This window comes from Streptomyces sp. CWNU-52B (assembly GCF_047444975.1).
Classification (GTDB): Bacteria; Actinomycetota; Actinomycetes; order Streptomycetales; family Streptomycetaceae; genus Streptomyces.
Genome location: NZ_JBLFJV010000056.1, coordinates 162120 through 175557 on the forward strand (window position 1 = coordinate 162120; position 13438 = coordinate 175557).

At 72.0% G+C, this 13438-nt stretch carries 10 protein-coding genes; 6 read left to right on the plus strand and 4 right to left on the minus strand.

Annotated features, from left to right (window positions below):
* Positions 1-13 precede the first annotated feature (13 nt).
* The 4 genes from ACLVWQ_RS36440 to ACLVWQ_RS36455 all read right to left on the minus strand — a co-directional run bounded on the left by ACLVWQ_RS36440 (position 14) and on the right by ACLVWQ_RS36455 (position 5284).
* Positions 14-2185 (minus strand): PQQ-binding-like beta-propeller repeat protein, encoded by a 2172-nt coding sequence (locus ACLVWQ_RS36440; protein ID WP_414113556.1) that lies wholly within the window; start codon positions 2183-2185, stop codon positions 14-16.
* 154 nt (positions 2186-2339) lie between these two features.
* Positions 2340-3233, minus strand: a complete 894-nt coding sequence (locus tag ACLVWQ_RS36445) for a citryl-CoA lyase (RefSeq protein ID WP_414113557.1) — start codon at positions 3231-3233, stop codon at positions 2340-2342.
* Positions 3230-4432 (minus strand): CaiB/BaiF CoA transferase family protein, encoded by a 1203-nt coding sequence (locus tag ACLVWQ_RS36450; protein WP_414113558.1) that lies wholly within the window; start codon positions 4430-4432, stop codon positions 3230-3232. Before ACLVWQ_RS36450 ends, ACLVWQ_RS36445 begins: the two co-directional genes overlap by 4 nt.
* Before the next feature lie 69 nt (positions 4433-4501).
* Positions 4502-5284: an IclR family transcriptional regulator gene (locus ACLVWQ_RS36455; RefSeq protein ID WP_414113559.1), complete on the minus strand. Its 783-nt coding sequence runs from the start codon at positions 5282-5284 to the stop codon at positions 4502-4504.
* Positions 5285-5413: 129 nt separating this feature from the next.
* Between ACLVWQ_RS36455 and ACLVWQ_RS36460 the strand changes: the two genes are divergently transcribed.
* Genes ACLVWQ_RS36460 through ACLVWQ_RS36485 form a run of 6 tightly spaced genes read left to right on the plus strand, consistent with a single transcriptional unit; the run spans position 5414 to position 13427 of the window.
* Positions 5414-6919: an aldehyde dehydrogenase family protein gene (locus ACLVWQ_RS36460; protein WP_414113560.1), complete on the plus strand. Its 1506-nt coding sequence runs from the start codon at positions 5414-5416 to the stop codon at positions 6917-6919.
* A complete protein-coding gene (locus tag ACLVWQ_RS36465) occupies positions 6916-8670 on the plus strand; it encodes a thiamine pyrophosphate-binding protein (protein WP_414113561.1) in 1755 nt (584 codons plus the stop codon). Before ACLVWQ_RS36460 ends, ACLVWQ_RS36465 begins: the two co-directional genes overlap by 4 nt.
* A 41-nt stretch (positions 8671-8711) precedes the next feature.
* Positions 8712-9881: an ABC transporter substrate-binding protein gene (locus ACLVWQ_RS36470; RefSeq protein ID WP_414113562.1), complete on the plus strand. Its 1170-nt coding sequence runs from the start codon at positions 8712-8714 to the stop codon at positions 9879-9881.
* Positions 9882-9898: 17 nt separating this feature from the next.
* Positions 9899-10768 (plus strand): branched-chain amino acid ABC transporter permease, encoded by an 870-nt coding sequence (locus ACLVWQ_RS36475; protein ID WP_414113563.1) that lies wholly within the window; start codon positions 9899-9901, stop codon positions 10766-10768.
* The gene (locus ACLVWQ_RS36480) at positions 10765-12648 is read left to right on the plus strand and encodes an ABC transporter permease subunit (protein ID WP_414113564.1); all 1884 of its coding nucleotides are present in this window, start codon (positions 10765-10767) and stop codon (positions 12646-12648) included. Before ACLVWQ_RS36475 ends, ACLVWQ_RS36480 begins: the two co-directional genes overlap by 4 nt.
* Complete coding sequence (locus ACLVWQ_RS36485; protein ID WP_414113565.1) at positions 12645-13427, plus strand: ABC transporter ATP-binding protein; 783 nt, start codon at positions 12645-12647, stop codon at positions 13425-13427. Before ACLVWQ_RS36480 ends, ACLVWQ_RS36485 begins: the two co-directional genes overlap by 4 nt.
* Positions 13428-13438 lie beyond the last annotated feature (11 nt).

Genomic DNA, 13438 nt, shown 5'->3' on the forward strand with positions numbered 1-13438 from the left:
GCGGCCGGCGCGCTCACCGGACGACGATCTTGCCGGTGGACTGCGGGAAGACCGGGTCGTTGTAGAAGTACTCGCCGGGCTCGCCGAAGGTGTACGTGTACGACTGCCCCGGCATCAGCAGCCCGGTGTCGAACTCCGCGTCGAAGAACGCGACCGCACCGTGGGCCCGGGTGTTGTCGGCGGGGTTGGTGAAGGTGACCGCGGTGCCGGCCGGGACCGTCAGGTGCTGGGGCGCCATGGCGTTCTGGGCGACCGTGTTCTCGGTGGCGCCGGGTGCGTTCGTGGCCGTGCTCCAGACCCGGCCGAGGGTGACGGTGTCGTGTGCCGTCGTGCCGCTCACGGCGGCCGTGCGGATCTGGTTGCGGCGCGACGGCGGGGTGGGCGCCGGGGCCTGGCCGACCGTGCCGCCGAGCTTGAACGCCCACAGATGGTCGCCGCGCGGGATGTCGGGGAAGGGGAGCCCGTTGCCCCCGGCGAGCACGGCGACGTACTGCTCGCCGTCGATCTCGTAACTCACGGGGGCGGTGTTGACGCCGGCGCCGCACTGCCAGGTCCACAGGGTCTTCCCGTCGGTGTCGTCCATGGCTTCGAGGACACCGTCCGGGCGGCCCTGGAAGAGGACCCGGCCGGCCGTGGTGAGGATGCCGTTGCCGTGGGCCAGCGACCAGGGGCCCTCCTTGCGCCAGGCCACCGTGTTGGTGCGCGGGTCCATCGCGACCAGGCCGCCGCCGAACAGCTCACCGAGGGGCCGGGCCGTGTTGACGCGTCCGCCGCGGGTGTTGGAGTAGGAGGAGTTGACCAGGCCGTAGCCGACGTAGACGTATCCCGTCCTGGGGCTGAAGGAGGGGAAGCCCCAGTCCGCTCCGCCGCCCGCTCCCGGGAAGAGGACGGTGGCCCGGTCCCAGAAGACCTCGTACAGGCCGCCCGCCGGATAGAACGGCACGGGCCGGGTCGCCTTGGCCGGATCCGGATACGGGGACACGAACGGCTCGCCGCCGGGGAAGGGCTGGGTGGGTGACGTCTTCTGCAGGGCGTGCTGCGGGACCGGCCGCTCCTCCATGCCGTGGACGGCCTCACCGGTACGGCGGTCGAGGACGTAGTACCAGCAGGTCTTGGAGCCGTAGACGACGACCTCGCGCCTCCTGCCGTCGACGAGGAGGTCGGCGAGCACCGGCGCCATGACGTTGTCGGCGTCCCAGATGTCGTGGTGCACCGACTGGAAGTGCCAGCGCCGTTCGCCGGTCCTGGCGTCGATGGCGACGATCGAGTTCGCGAAGAGGTTGTCGCCGCCGCGCGACGATCCGTCCGTACGTGGATACGGATTGCCGAACGTCCAGTAGACCAGGCCGAGTTCGGGGTCGACCGCGGGGTGGATCCAGGGCACCGCGCCGCCGGTCTTCCAGGAGTCGCCCTCCCAGGTGTCGTGCCCGAACTCCCCGGGACCCGGCGGGCCCCAGAAGGTCCACACGACGTCGCCGGTCCTCGCGTCGAGCGCGTAGCCGCGGCCGCGCGCGCCGGCGGTCGAGCCCTCGGTGCCGATGTAGATCAGGCCGTCGAAGTGCACGACCGCGCCCGCCAGCCCGCCGCTGTTGCCGCCGCACTGGCCGCTGTCGTTGTCGCAGCCGTCGTCGCCGCCGTTGTCCTCGACGATCAGCGGCTTCCGCCAGACGACCGCGCCCGTGCGCCGATCGAGGGCGTGGACGACGTCGGCGCCGGAGATGGTGAAGACCTTCCCCTCCGCCACGGCGACGCCGCGCATGTTGGTGGTCTCGGTGCCGAGACCGGTCCGCCAGATCACCTCGCCGGTCCTGCCGTCGATCGCGAAGACGTTCTGCTGGGTGGTCTCGACGTACAGCACGCCCTCGCGCACGACGATCGTGCACTGCTGGTACGCGCTGGTGGAGCCGTCCTCCAGGTTGACGTGCCAGGCCCCGCCGAGCCGCTCGACGTTCCGCGGGGTGATGCCCTTCAGCGTGGAGTGGTTCTGGTTGCCGTAGTCGCCGCCCACCTTGGGCCAGTCGGCGCCGGTGGAACCGAGCGCGGCGGACTGCGGGGGCACCGGGAGCGCGAGGCCCGAGGACGCGTTCGGAGTGCCGTTCGCGGCGGCTTCGGCGGTGGGCGCCAGGGTGGAGACGGAGGCCGCGCCGCTCGCCGCGGCCGTCAGGAGGAAGGTGCGTCTTTCCATCGCTTCAGTTCCCTCGATTCGATCAAGGTCCGCTGGATGGTTCGTTCGATCCGCACAATGGGTTCGTGTGATGGGAGGTCACGTTAGGGACGGAGGTGCGTCCATGACAAGACACGGGACAGGGGATTTTCGAGCCATGAGGGTCGACCCGGCGCTACGGACGCGCTGTCGGTGCCACCAGGTGGACCGGCACCATGGAGGGCGGCATGGGGCTCTTGTTGCGGCGCCCCTGCCCGGTCTCCTCCCAGGCGTGCGCCAGGATGCCGACACTGCGGCTGAGGACGAACAGGCCGCGGGCCAGCGGCGCGGCGAAGCCCAGTTCGGCGTAGATGACGGCGGTGGCGCCGTCGATGTTCATGGGCACGGGTCTCCTGCCCTCGCGCCCCCGGTTGAGGTGCTCCTCCACCGCGCGGGCCGCCCGCAGATGGGCGCCCGCCACCAGGCCGTCCGCCACGGCCCGGTCGACGAGGGCGAGCAGGGGGTCGCGGCGGGGGTCGCGGAGGTGGAAGCGGTGGCCGAAGCCGGGCAGATAGCGTGAGCGGCCCCGCCACTCGCCGACGACCTCGGCCACGGTGAGGTCGAACTCCCGCCCCCGGCCGTGCCGTTCGGTGATCTCGCTCAGCAGCTGCACACACTGCTGGCCCGCCCCGCCGTGCACGTCACCGAGCATGTTCACCCCGGTGGCCACGGCGCTGTTGAGCCCCACCCCGCAGGTGGCGGCCATCCGGGCGGCGGCGATCGAGGGCGCCTGCGGACCGTGGTCGACACCTGCCACCAGGGCCGCTTCCAGGAGCGTGGCCTGCTCGGCCCGGGGGAGTTCGCCGCGCAGCATCAGCCAGATCGTCTCGACGAAGGTCGCACGGCCGATCAGGTCCTGGACCGGGTGTTCACGCAGTTCGATGACGCCGGGCTCGACCCGGCTGACGGCGGTGGCCCACCACTGCGCGACCAGCCCGTCCTGCTGGCCGGCCGTCGGGCCCGCGGCATCGCGTGCGCCGGGGGCGTCCTGCGGCCGGGCCGGCGGGTCGTCGGGCGAGCCGCTGGTCATGACGCCCGAGCCTCGGCGGCCCGGCGGTGCGCCCGCCAGCGGGCGATCAGGCGCTCCCGTTCCTCGCCGTGCTGGTCGAGCAGCGGAGGCGGGGACCCGGGGGAGAGGGGTTCGCCGTCCACCAGGACGCCGTTGCCGCTCACCCGCAGGGTGCGCCCTGAGCCGTCCGGATAGGGCAGGTCGGTGAAGAAGCCGCGGTGCGCCAGCTGTTCCAGCTCCACGGCCTCGGGGACCGTCAGGACGCGGGCCGCCGGCACCCCGGCCGCGGACAGTGTGGCCTCCCACTCCAGCGCGGTCCTGCGGCGCAGGGCCGTGTTGAGCTCGGAGTTGAGCTCCGCGCGGTGCAGTTTGCGTGCCTCTCGTTCGGCGAACCGCGGGTCGTCGAGCAGATGGGGCAGTCCGGCGAGCCGGCAGAGCGTGACGAACTGCTCCTGCCGGTTGGCCGCGATGTTCAGCACCCCGTCGGAGGTCTCGAAGGTCCCCGACGGGGCCGCGGTCGCGTTCTGGTCACCCATCGGCTCCGGATCCACCCCGCTCACCAGGTAGTTGGAGACGGCCCAGCCCATCGCGGAGAGGGAGACCTCCAGCATGGACAGGTCCAGCCGGGCCCCCTGCCCGGTCCGCTCCCGCCCGAGCAGGGCCGCGCTGATCGCCAGGGCCGCGGCGAGACCGCCGAGCGAGTCGCAGACCGGGAAACCCACCCTGAGCGGGGCCGTGTCGGTGGTGCCGGTGATGCTCATCATCCCCGACAGACCCTGGATGATCTGGTCGTAGGCGGGCGCCGCGCTCATCGGCCCCGACTGCCCGAAGCCGGTGATCGCACAGCTGACCAGCCGCGGATTCACCTCACGCAGCCGCTCGGTCCCGTACCCCATCCGGTCCAGCACCCCGGCCCGGAAGTTCTCCAGGAGGACGTCCGCGCCGCTCAGCAGCGCCTCGAAGTCGGCCCGGTCACCGGGGTCCTTGAGGTCGAGCACCAATGACGCCTTGCCGGCGTTCTGGGCGAGGAACGAGGCGCCGATACCGGCCCGGTTCAGCTCCGGATCAGGTCCCAGACCCCGCGCGAGATCGCCCCTGCCCGGCTGTTCGACCTTGACGACCTCGGCGCCCAGGAGCATGAGGTGGTAACTGCAGTACGGTCCTGCGAGCACATTGGTGAGATCGAGTACGCGGATTCCTGAGAGCGGTCGTTCGGGCATGCACCGGCTCCTTCTGCGGTTCCTGCGGTTCGGTGTCGGCGGTGGCCGCGCCGGCTCCCGGGCTGCGGCTCACCTCGCCGGGCTGAGCGGATGGTCGAAGCCCTGCTCCGCCATCCGCCGGGCGGCGTCGATCAGCGCGGTGGCGAACCGCTCGACGGCGGACTCGGGGAAACGGTGGCTGGGCCCGCTCAGCGAGAGCGAGGCGACCACGGCACCGCCGCGCCCGACGACGGGTACCGCGACGGCCGTCAGCCCCTCGTCGCGCTCCCCCCGGCTGACCGCGAAGCCCCGCTCCGCCGCCAGATCCGCCCACACCCGCAACTGCCGGGCATGCCCCTCGCCGTGCGGCGACCCCGCGGCGATCCGGCGCAGCAGCGCGTCGGGGGCCGTACGCAACAGGATCTTGGACGACGCGCCGGCCCACAGCGGGAGTTCGTCGCCGACCCGGACGACGTGGCGCAGCGGCTGCGGGCTCTCCTGCTGGGCCACACAGACCCGGGACAGGCCCCGCAGCATGAACAGGTTGGCCGTCTCCTGCTGCTCCTCGGCCAGCTCGCGCATCAACTTGCGGGTCTCGCGCGGCAGTTCCCAGCTGGTGTGCGCGAGGTGCGCCCAGCGCCACAGGCCGGGGCCCGCGGTGTACCCGGCCGGGGTGTCCCAGAGCAGGCCGCACTGTTCGAGGGTCTGCACCATGCGGACCACCGTGGTCTTGGCCAGCCCGGTGGCGTCGACGATCTCCCGCAGCGTGAGCGTCGGCTGATCCTCGGTCAGCAGCCCCAGGATGTCCAGAGCCCTGCGCACACTGCGTACCCCGGTCGCCTCGGCCGTCCGCTCCTGGTCGGTCCCGCTCACGTGCCTTCCCCCTCTGCTCCGAAACTTCCTCGAACGGCCCTCTTGCCACCGCGAGTCGGCGCCCGTACGTTACACGCCGACCCACAGAGCAGTCCACCGGTACCACTCAGCGGTTTCCTGGGAGATCTCATGCTCGATGCCCTTCTCAAGGCCGGCCTGGACGCGGCGGTGGCACAGGCGCCGCCCTACGTGGCCGGCCAGTGGGGTGGTGACGGGCCCGAGGTGACCCGGACGGGCCCGTATCTGCGCCGAGTCGTCAGCCGGACGTCCACCGCGTCCGGGGAGGAGATCTCCCGGGCCCTCGGCTGGGCCCGGTCCTCGGCCCGCACGGTGGCCGGGCTCGCCCCCGCGTTCCGCGCGGACGTCCTGGACCGGGCATCCCGCGCCGCCCTCGTCCACCGCGAGGGGCTGGCCCGCCTCCTCGCCCTGGAACTGGGCAAACCGGTCAAGGACGGACTCGGTGAGATCGACCGCGTCGCCGACACCTTCGCGGTGTGCGCCTCGGAGGCGCGCCACATCGGCGGCGAGACCCTGCCCGTGGCGGGCTGGGCGCGCGGCGTCGGCAACACCGCCTTCACCTACCGGGCACCGGCCGGGGTCGCCCTCGCCATCACCCCCTTCAACGCCCCCGCCAACCTCCTCGCGCACAAGCTCGGCGCGTCCTTCGCCGCGGGCAACACCACGCTCGTCAAGGCCCCGCCGCAGGCACCCGCCTGCACCGCCGCGATCGTTGCGCTGCTCCTGGCGGCCGGAATGCCCCCGCAGGCGGTGCAGTTGCTGCACGGCGGCGCCGAGGTGGGCGCACTGCTGTGCGCGGCCGGCGAGCCGGCCGTCGTCAGCTTCACCGGCAGCGCGGCGACCGGCCGGGCCGTCGCCCGAGCGGCCGGGGCCAAGCGGCTGGTCCTCGAACTGGGCGGCAACGCCGCCACGATCGTCTGCGAGGACGCCGACATCGGGCAGGCCGCGAAGGAGTGCGCCCGCACCGGATACAGCAACTCCGGCCAGAGCTGCGTCTCCGTCCAGCGCGTGTACGTCCACCGCTCCCGCTACGACGGCTTCCTCGCCGCCTTCACCGCCGCCGTGGACACGCTGAAGGTCGGCGACCCGCTCGACCCCGCCACCGACGTGGGCTCGATGGTCGACGAGGAGGCCGCCGAACGCGTGGTGCGCTGGACGGCCGAGGCCGTCGCCTCCGGTGCCCGCGCGCTGCGGGGCGGCACCCGGGACGGCGCCACCGTCGCGCCCACCGTGGTGGCGGACCCCGCGCCCGACTCCCCGGTCGTGGTCCACGAGGTCTTCGGAGCGCTGGTCGCGGTGATCGCGTACGACGACTTCGACGCGGTCGTCGACACCTGCAACACCAGCCCCTACGGCCTGCAGGCCGGGCTGTTCACCCGGGACCTGGGCCGTGTCGTCACCGCCTGGCGCGAGCTGGAGACCGGCGCGCTGATCGTCGGCGGCAGCTCCAACTTCCGCCTCGACCATGTCCCCTTCGGCGGGGTCAAGGACTCCGGCTTCGGCCGCGAGACACCCCGCTCGATGATCGACGACTACACGGTCGTCAAGACCCTCGTGCTCCGCGGCCTGTCCGTCTGGGGCGACACGACCACCACCGACGGGGAGACCGACGCATGACCGTGACCGCCGCCGAGGCCCTGGCCGGCCAACTGGAGTCGTACGGAGTCGAGTACGTCTTCGGCACCTGCGGCCACACCAACATCGCCCTGCTGGACGCGCTCGGACCCAGCTCGATCGAGTTCGTGATCGCCCGCCACGAACAGGCCGCCGCGCACGCCGCCGACGGCTACGCACGGGCCTCCGGCAAGCCGGGCGTCCTGCTCACCCATGTCGGCCCCGGCATGATGAACGCGGTCACCGGCGTGGCCACCGCCGCCCTCGACTCGATCCCGCTCGTCGTCCTCTCCGGCGACATCCCCTCCTACTACGCCGGCCGCCACCCGCACCAGGAGGTCAACCTCCACGCGGATGCCGACCAGACGGCCGTCTACCGGCCCGTCACCAAGCGCGCCTGGCACGTGCACCGCGTCCAGGATCTGGCCCGTACGACCGAGCGGGCGTTCTGGACCGCCACCTCCGGGCGGCCCGGAGCCGTGCTCGTGAACATCCCGATGGACCTGTTCAGCCGACAGGTCGAGGAGTACGCCGACACGTACCCGCTGCCCGGCGGCAACAGCCTGCCAGGGCTCGACCGGGACACCGCCGAGCGCATCGCGCAGATGCTGCTGGACGCCGAGCGCCCGCTGATCTACTTCGGCGGCGGACTGCGTACCCAGGGCGCCCGCCAGGCCCTGTCGGACCTCGCCGAACACCTCGACATCCCGCTCGCGCACTCCCTGATGGGCAAGGGCGTCCTGCCCGACAGCCATCCGCTGCTGCTCGGCATGCCCGGCTTCTGGGGCCTGGAGACCACCCACGCCCACACCAAGGGCGCCGACGTGGTCCTCGCGCTGGCCACCCGGTTCGCGGAGACCGACGCCAGCTCGTGGGACCCGGCGTACACCTGGACCTTCGGTGACCGGCAGGGCCCGCCCAGCAGGCTCGTCCAGATCGACATCGACCCGGCCGAGATCGGGCGCAACTATCCCGTCGAGATCGGCGCCGTCGCGGATGCCGGGGACGCGGTACGGGCCATCGGCGCCGCCGTACGGTCCGCCAGGCCCGAGCCGATCGTGCGGGAGGGGCTGCGCGCGACCGTCGCCACCGCCCGCCGTGCCGTCTTCGACACCGCCCGGGAGGACGGCCGCAGCGACATCTTCCCCCTGCGGCCCCAGCGGATCCTCGCCGACCTGCGCGACGCGCTGCCCCACGACGCGGTGCTCGTCACCGACGTCGGCTGGAACAAGAACGGTGTCGCCCAGTGCTACGAACTCCCCGACGGCGGCCGCTTCATCACCCCCGGCGGCGCCTCGACCATGGGCTTCGGACCGGCCGCCGCGGTCGGCGTCCAACTGGCGCGGCCGGAGCGCGTGGTGGTCGCGCTGGTGGGCGACGGCGGGATGAGCGCGCAGCTGCCCGCCGTACCGATGGCCGTCGAGCAGGGCCTGCCCGTCGTCTTCGTGGTGATGAACAACCGGGCCCACGGCACCATCGCCGACCTCCAGACCTCCTCGTTCGGCCGGTCCTACGGCTGCGAGTTCACCGACCCCGAAGGGCGGCCCTACAGCCCCGACTTCGCGGCCCTGGGCCGGTCGTGCGGCGCCGACGGCTACCAGGTCACCGCCCCCGCCGACCTCGCCAAGGCCCTCGCCGACGCGGTCGCCCGGCGCAGGCCCGCCGTCATCGACGTACCGATGGTCAACGAACCCGTGCCGACGCCGGGCCACTGGAACATCAAGGACATCTACCGCGGGTCCTTCGCCGACTGACCGCCGCACGCCTTCCCGTCCGCTCACAACGAGGTGACCTCATGACCCGCAGCAGCACTCCACGACCACGCAGCAGTCCCCGAGCCGTCGTCTGCGCCGCCGCCGCGCTGGCCGCCGCCCTCGCCGCGTGCGGCGCGCCCGGTGAGGAGTCCGACGACACCAAGGCGTCCTCCGGACCCATCAAGGTCGCCGTCGTCAACGCGCAGAGCGGGCAGCTCAGTTCGCTCGGCGACTGGGAGTACAAGGGCGCCAGGCTCGCCGTCGACGAGTGGAACGAGAAGGGCGGCGTCGACGGCCGCAGGATCCAGCTGAAGCTCTTCGACGACCAGGGCGACCCGACCACCGGCACCAACATCGCCCGCAGGCTGGCCGGCGAGAAGTACGTCGCCATGATCGGCACGGCCGAGAGCGCGGTGACCATCGCCATGGGACCGGTGCTCCGGCAGGCGAAGATCCCCAACATCACCTCCGGCCAGTCCGACGGCCTGGTCGCGCTGAAGAGCCCGTACCTCTTCCTGAACGGGCCGACCAGCACCACCTACGACTCGACGCTCGCCCGGCACCTGGTGAAGGACGAGGGCCACCGCAAGATCGCCATGATCACGAACAACGGCTCCTTCGGGAAGGGCGAGCACGACGCGTTCCGCAAGGCGCTGAAGGGGCTCGGTGTGACCCCGACGACCGACCAGGTGGTCACCGCCGACCAGAAGGAGTTCAGCGCGGCACTCACGAAGATCCGCTCCACGAAGCCCGAGGTGATCTTCATCGGCTCGGAGGAGGTCGAGGCGGGACTGATCGTCAAGCAGGCCCGTGACCTGGGCATCACCGCGCCCTTCGCGGGCGCGGCACCCCAGGGCACCCCCGTCTTCATCGACACCGCGGGCCAGGCCGCAGTCGAGGGCACCGTCGTCAGCTCGCCCTACCTCAGCAACGACGTCAGCGAGGCGTCGAAGAAGTTCGCCGCCGCGTACGAGGCCGCCTACGGCAAGGAGGCCGAACTGCACGGAGCCAAGGCCTACGACGGGGCGAACATCCTGCTGACAGCCCTGAAGACCAGCAAGGGCGCGACCGGGGAGGAACTCGCGGACGCCATCCGGGGCACCCGGTACCAAGGACTCCTCGGCGACTTCCGCTACGACCGGACGGGCGTCGGCATCACCAGGACCACCATCGGCGTCATCCGCGACGGCGAACTCGTCCCGCAGCGGTAGGCGACGGGAGCACCGACGTGCAGGAGACACTGCAGACACTCGTCGGAGGCCTGAGCCTCGGGGCGGTCTACGCCCTGGTCGCCATGGGGTTCTCCCTGGTCTACCGCACCATGGGCCTGGTCAACTTCGCGCACGCCGACATCGCCATGATCGGCGCCTACGCGGCCTCCACCTTCTACCTGACCTCCAAGCTGCCCTTCGCCGCCGCCATGATCGTGGCCATCGCGGTCACCGCCGCGATCGGCCTGGTCATCGAACGCGTCCTGCGGCCCCTGGAGAACAAGGACTTCGACCTGATGCTGATCGGCACGATCGGTTTCGGCATCGTCCTGCAGGCCGTCGCCATCCTGATCTGGGGCACCACCGGACGGGCCGTCCGCTCGCCCGTCCGGGCCGCCCCGCTCGACCTGTTCGGGGTGCGCGTGCGCACGTACGACCTGCTGGTGATGGCCGTCGCGGCCCTCGCCGTGCTCGGCCTCGCCTGGTTCCTCGCGCGCACCAAGCGCGGCGCGGCCATGCAGGCCGTCGCCATGGACCACGAAGCCGCCACGGCGGTCGGCATCGACGTCGGCCGCAGCAACGCGCTCGCCTTCTCCATCGGCGCGGGCCTCGCCGCCCTGGCCGGCGGTCTCGTCGGACCGATGCTGTACGTCGACGCCTCACTCGGCGGCGCGCTCGGCATCAAGGGCTTCGCCGCCGCGATGCTCGGCGGCTTCGGCTCCGTCCCCGGCGCCGTCGTCGGCGGACTGGCGATCGGCGTCCTGGACTCCTACGCGGCCGGCCACTTCCAGGGCTACTCCGTGCTCGTGACCTTCCTGGTCTTCACCGCCGCCATCATGATCCGCCCGACGGGCGTCTTCGGGGAGAGGACGGTGAGCCGCGCGTGAAGACCGTACGGACCGGACTCCGGTCCACCGGGCCCCGGGCCGCCAGGGCCGGACTGCTCTCGGCAGGCGCGGTGGCCGCCTGGCTGCTCCCCTACGGCCTGGGCGGCTACTCCATCCATGTCGTCGACATCGCGCTCATCTACGCCCTGCTGGCCATCGGCATGGGCCTGGCCATGGGCGTCTCCGGACAGATCAACCTCGCGCAGGTCGCGTTCTTCGGCGTCGGCGCGTACACGCTCGCCATCCTGACCACCGACTCCGGGTACGGCTTCTGGGCGGCGGCCGGGTGCGCGGTGCTCGCGACCGTGGCGACGGGCCTGTTCGTCGGCATCCCGGCCCTGCGCATGCAGTCCCACTACCTCGGGATCGTCACCCTCGGCCTGGCCCTCGGCTTCATCAACTGGATCACCAACGCCTCGGTCACCGGGGGAGCCGACGGCATCTCCGGAATCCCGCAGCCCACCCTGCCCGGCGTCGACCTCTCCAGCGAATACCTCTACTACTACCTGGAGTTGGTCGTCTGCGCGCTCGGCCTCGGCTTCGGACTCTTCGTCGTCCGTACGTCCCTGGGGCGACGGCTGCGCGCGATGCGTGACGACTCCCTGGCCGCGGGCGCGACGGGCGCGCAGATCCCGCTGCTGCGCATGACCGCGTTCCTGCTCGCCAGCCTCTACGGGGGCCTGGCCGGAGTCCTGTACGCGGGCCTCATCCGCTATGTCGCCCCGGAGACCTTCTCCATCGCCAACATGTTCATCCTGCTCGCCATGGTCGTCATCGGCGGCCGGCGTTCCCTCGTGGGCTGTGTGGTCGGCGCGGTCGGACTGACCCTGATCCGCGAGCAGCTGTCCGACTTCTCGACGTACGCACAGCTCGGATACGGCGTGGTGGTCGTCCTCATGGTCGTCTTCGCGCCGACCGGACTCGCCGGAATCCCCACCCGCGCACGGGAGTTCGTGAACCGGAGGCGACCAGGGAGGACCCGGGCGCGGGACCGCGCCCGGCTGCGCCCCTTCCAGCCGTACGAGGCCGTCGAGGCACCCGGCACCGAGGACGGGCCCCTCCTGGACATCCGGTCCGTCACCAAGGACTTCCGTGGGCTGCGCGCCCTGGACGAGGTCTCCCTGACGGTCGCCCCCGGTGAGATCCGCGGCATCGTCGGCCCCAACGGCTCCGGCAAGACGACCCTGTTCAACGTCATCAGCGGCTTCCACCGGGCCACTTCGGGACAGGTACGGTTCGCCGGCCGAGCCACCACCACGACCCGGCCGTACGAGCTCTCCCTGCTCGGTGTGGCCCGCACCTTCCAGAACCTGCGCCTGTTCGGCCAGTTGACGGTCCGGGAAAACGTCCTCGTCGCACTGGACCGCACCAGGACGCACACCATCTGGCAGTACGCGGTGTGGCAGCCCGGAGTCGTACGCCGCGAGCGACGGCTGCGCCGGCAGGCCCAGGAACTCCTGGAACGCTTCGGCCTCACCGACTTCGCCGAGGCCCCGCCCGGATCCCTGCCCTACGGCATCCAGCGGCGCATCGAGATCGCCCGCGCCATGGCCGCCGGGCCCCGGCTGCTGCTGCTCGACGAACCGGCCGCCGGACTGAACGGCGAAGAGGTGCGGGAACTGGCGGACATCGTGCGCTCCATCCGCGACAGCGGCACCACGGTCGTCCTCATCGAGCACAACATGGGCCTGGTCATGTCGCTGTGCGAGCGCGTGACGGTGCTCTCCGGCGGCTCGGTCGTCGCGGAGGGCACACCCGCCGAGGTGGTCGCGGCACCCGAGGTGATCGAGGCGTACCTCGGGGACTCGGCGCCGGCCGACGTCCCCCGGCCGCGGCCGGCTCCGGCCGGGACACCCGGGGCGAAGGAGACGACCCAATGAGGAAGCCCCCCTTCGGGCGAAGGGCCACCGCCACGGACGAGGCCGCGGCGGCCTCCGGCAGCGGCGCCCCGGCCACACTCGCCGTCGACGACCTGTCCGTGCACTACGGCGGGGTCCGCGCGGTCAGTTCGATCAGCTTCAGCGTGGAGCCGGGGGAGTCGGTGGGCATCATCGGCGCCAACGGCGCGGGCAAGACCTCCACCCTCAAGGCCCTGATGGGACTGGTGCCGCGCGGCGGCGGACGCATCACGCTCGGCGAGCGCGACCTGACCCGGGTGAAGGCCCGTGACATGGTGCGGCACGGCATCGGCTACGTACCGGAGGGCCGGCATGTGTTCCCCGGCCTGAGCGTGGAGAAGAACCTGCTGCTCGGCGCGTACGCCCGGCGCTGGGACGACGGGACCCGGGCGACGCTCGCCGAGGTGCGCGAACTCTTCCCGGTACTGGGCGAGATGGGCCAACGGCTCGCCGGGGCACTGTCCGGCGGACAGCAGCAGATGCTCTCCATCGGGCGCGCGCTGATGGCCGGGCCGCGGATCCTGCTCCTCGACGAACCGTCCATGGGACTCTCGCCCAAACTCGTCGGCGAGATCCTGAGCGTGCTCAAACGACTGCGCGAGGACGGGCTGAGCCTGCTCCTCGTCGAGCAGAACGCCAAGCTCACCTTCGGTGCGACGAGCCACTGCCTGGTCATGGAGAACGGCGCTGTCGCCATGACCGGCACCTCCGAGGAACTGAGCCAGGACACCCGGGTGCGCCGGATCTACCTCGGTCTGTGAGCGGCGGGACC

Bases quoted from the DNA above. Each gene is read 5' to 3' on its own strand.
- ACLVWQ_RS36440 (WP_414113556.1), bottom strand. From the start codon at position 2,185: ATGGAAAGACGCACCTTCCTCCTGACGGCCGCGGCGAGCGGCGCGGCC.
- ACLVWQ_RS36445 (WP_414113557.1), bottom strand. From the start codon at position 3,233: ATGACCAGCGGCTCGCCCGACGACCCGCCGGCCCGGCCGCAGGACGCC.
- ACLVWQ_RS36450 (WP_414113558.1), bottom strand. From the start codon at position 4,432: ATGCCCGAACGACCGCTCTCAGGAATCCGCGTACTCGATCTCACCAAT.
- ACLVWQ_RS36460 (WP_414113560.1), top strand. From the start codon at position 5,414: ATGCTCGATGCCCTTCTCAAGGCCGGCCTGGACGCGGCGGTGGCACAG.
- ACLVWQ_RS36465 (WP_414113561.1), top strand. From the start codon at position 6,916: ATGACCGTGACCGCCGCCGAGGCCCTGGCCGGCCAACTGGAGTCGTAC.
- ACLVWQ_RS36470 (WP_414113562.1), top strand. From the start codon at position 8,712: ATGACCCGCAGCAGCACTCCACGACCACGCAGCAGTCCCCGAGCCGTC.
- ACLVWQ_RS36485 (WP_414113565.1), top strand. From the start codon at position 12,645: ATGAGGAAGCCCCCCTTCGGGCGAAGGGCCACCGCCACGGACGAGGCC.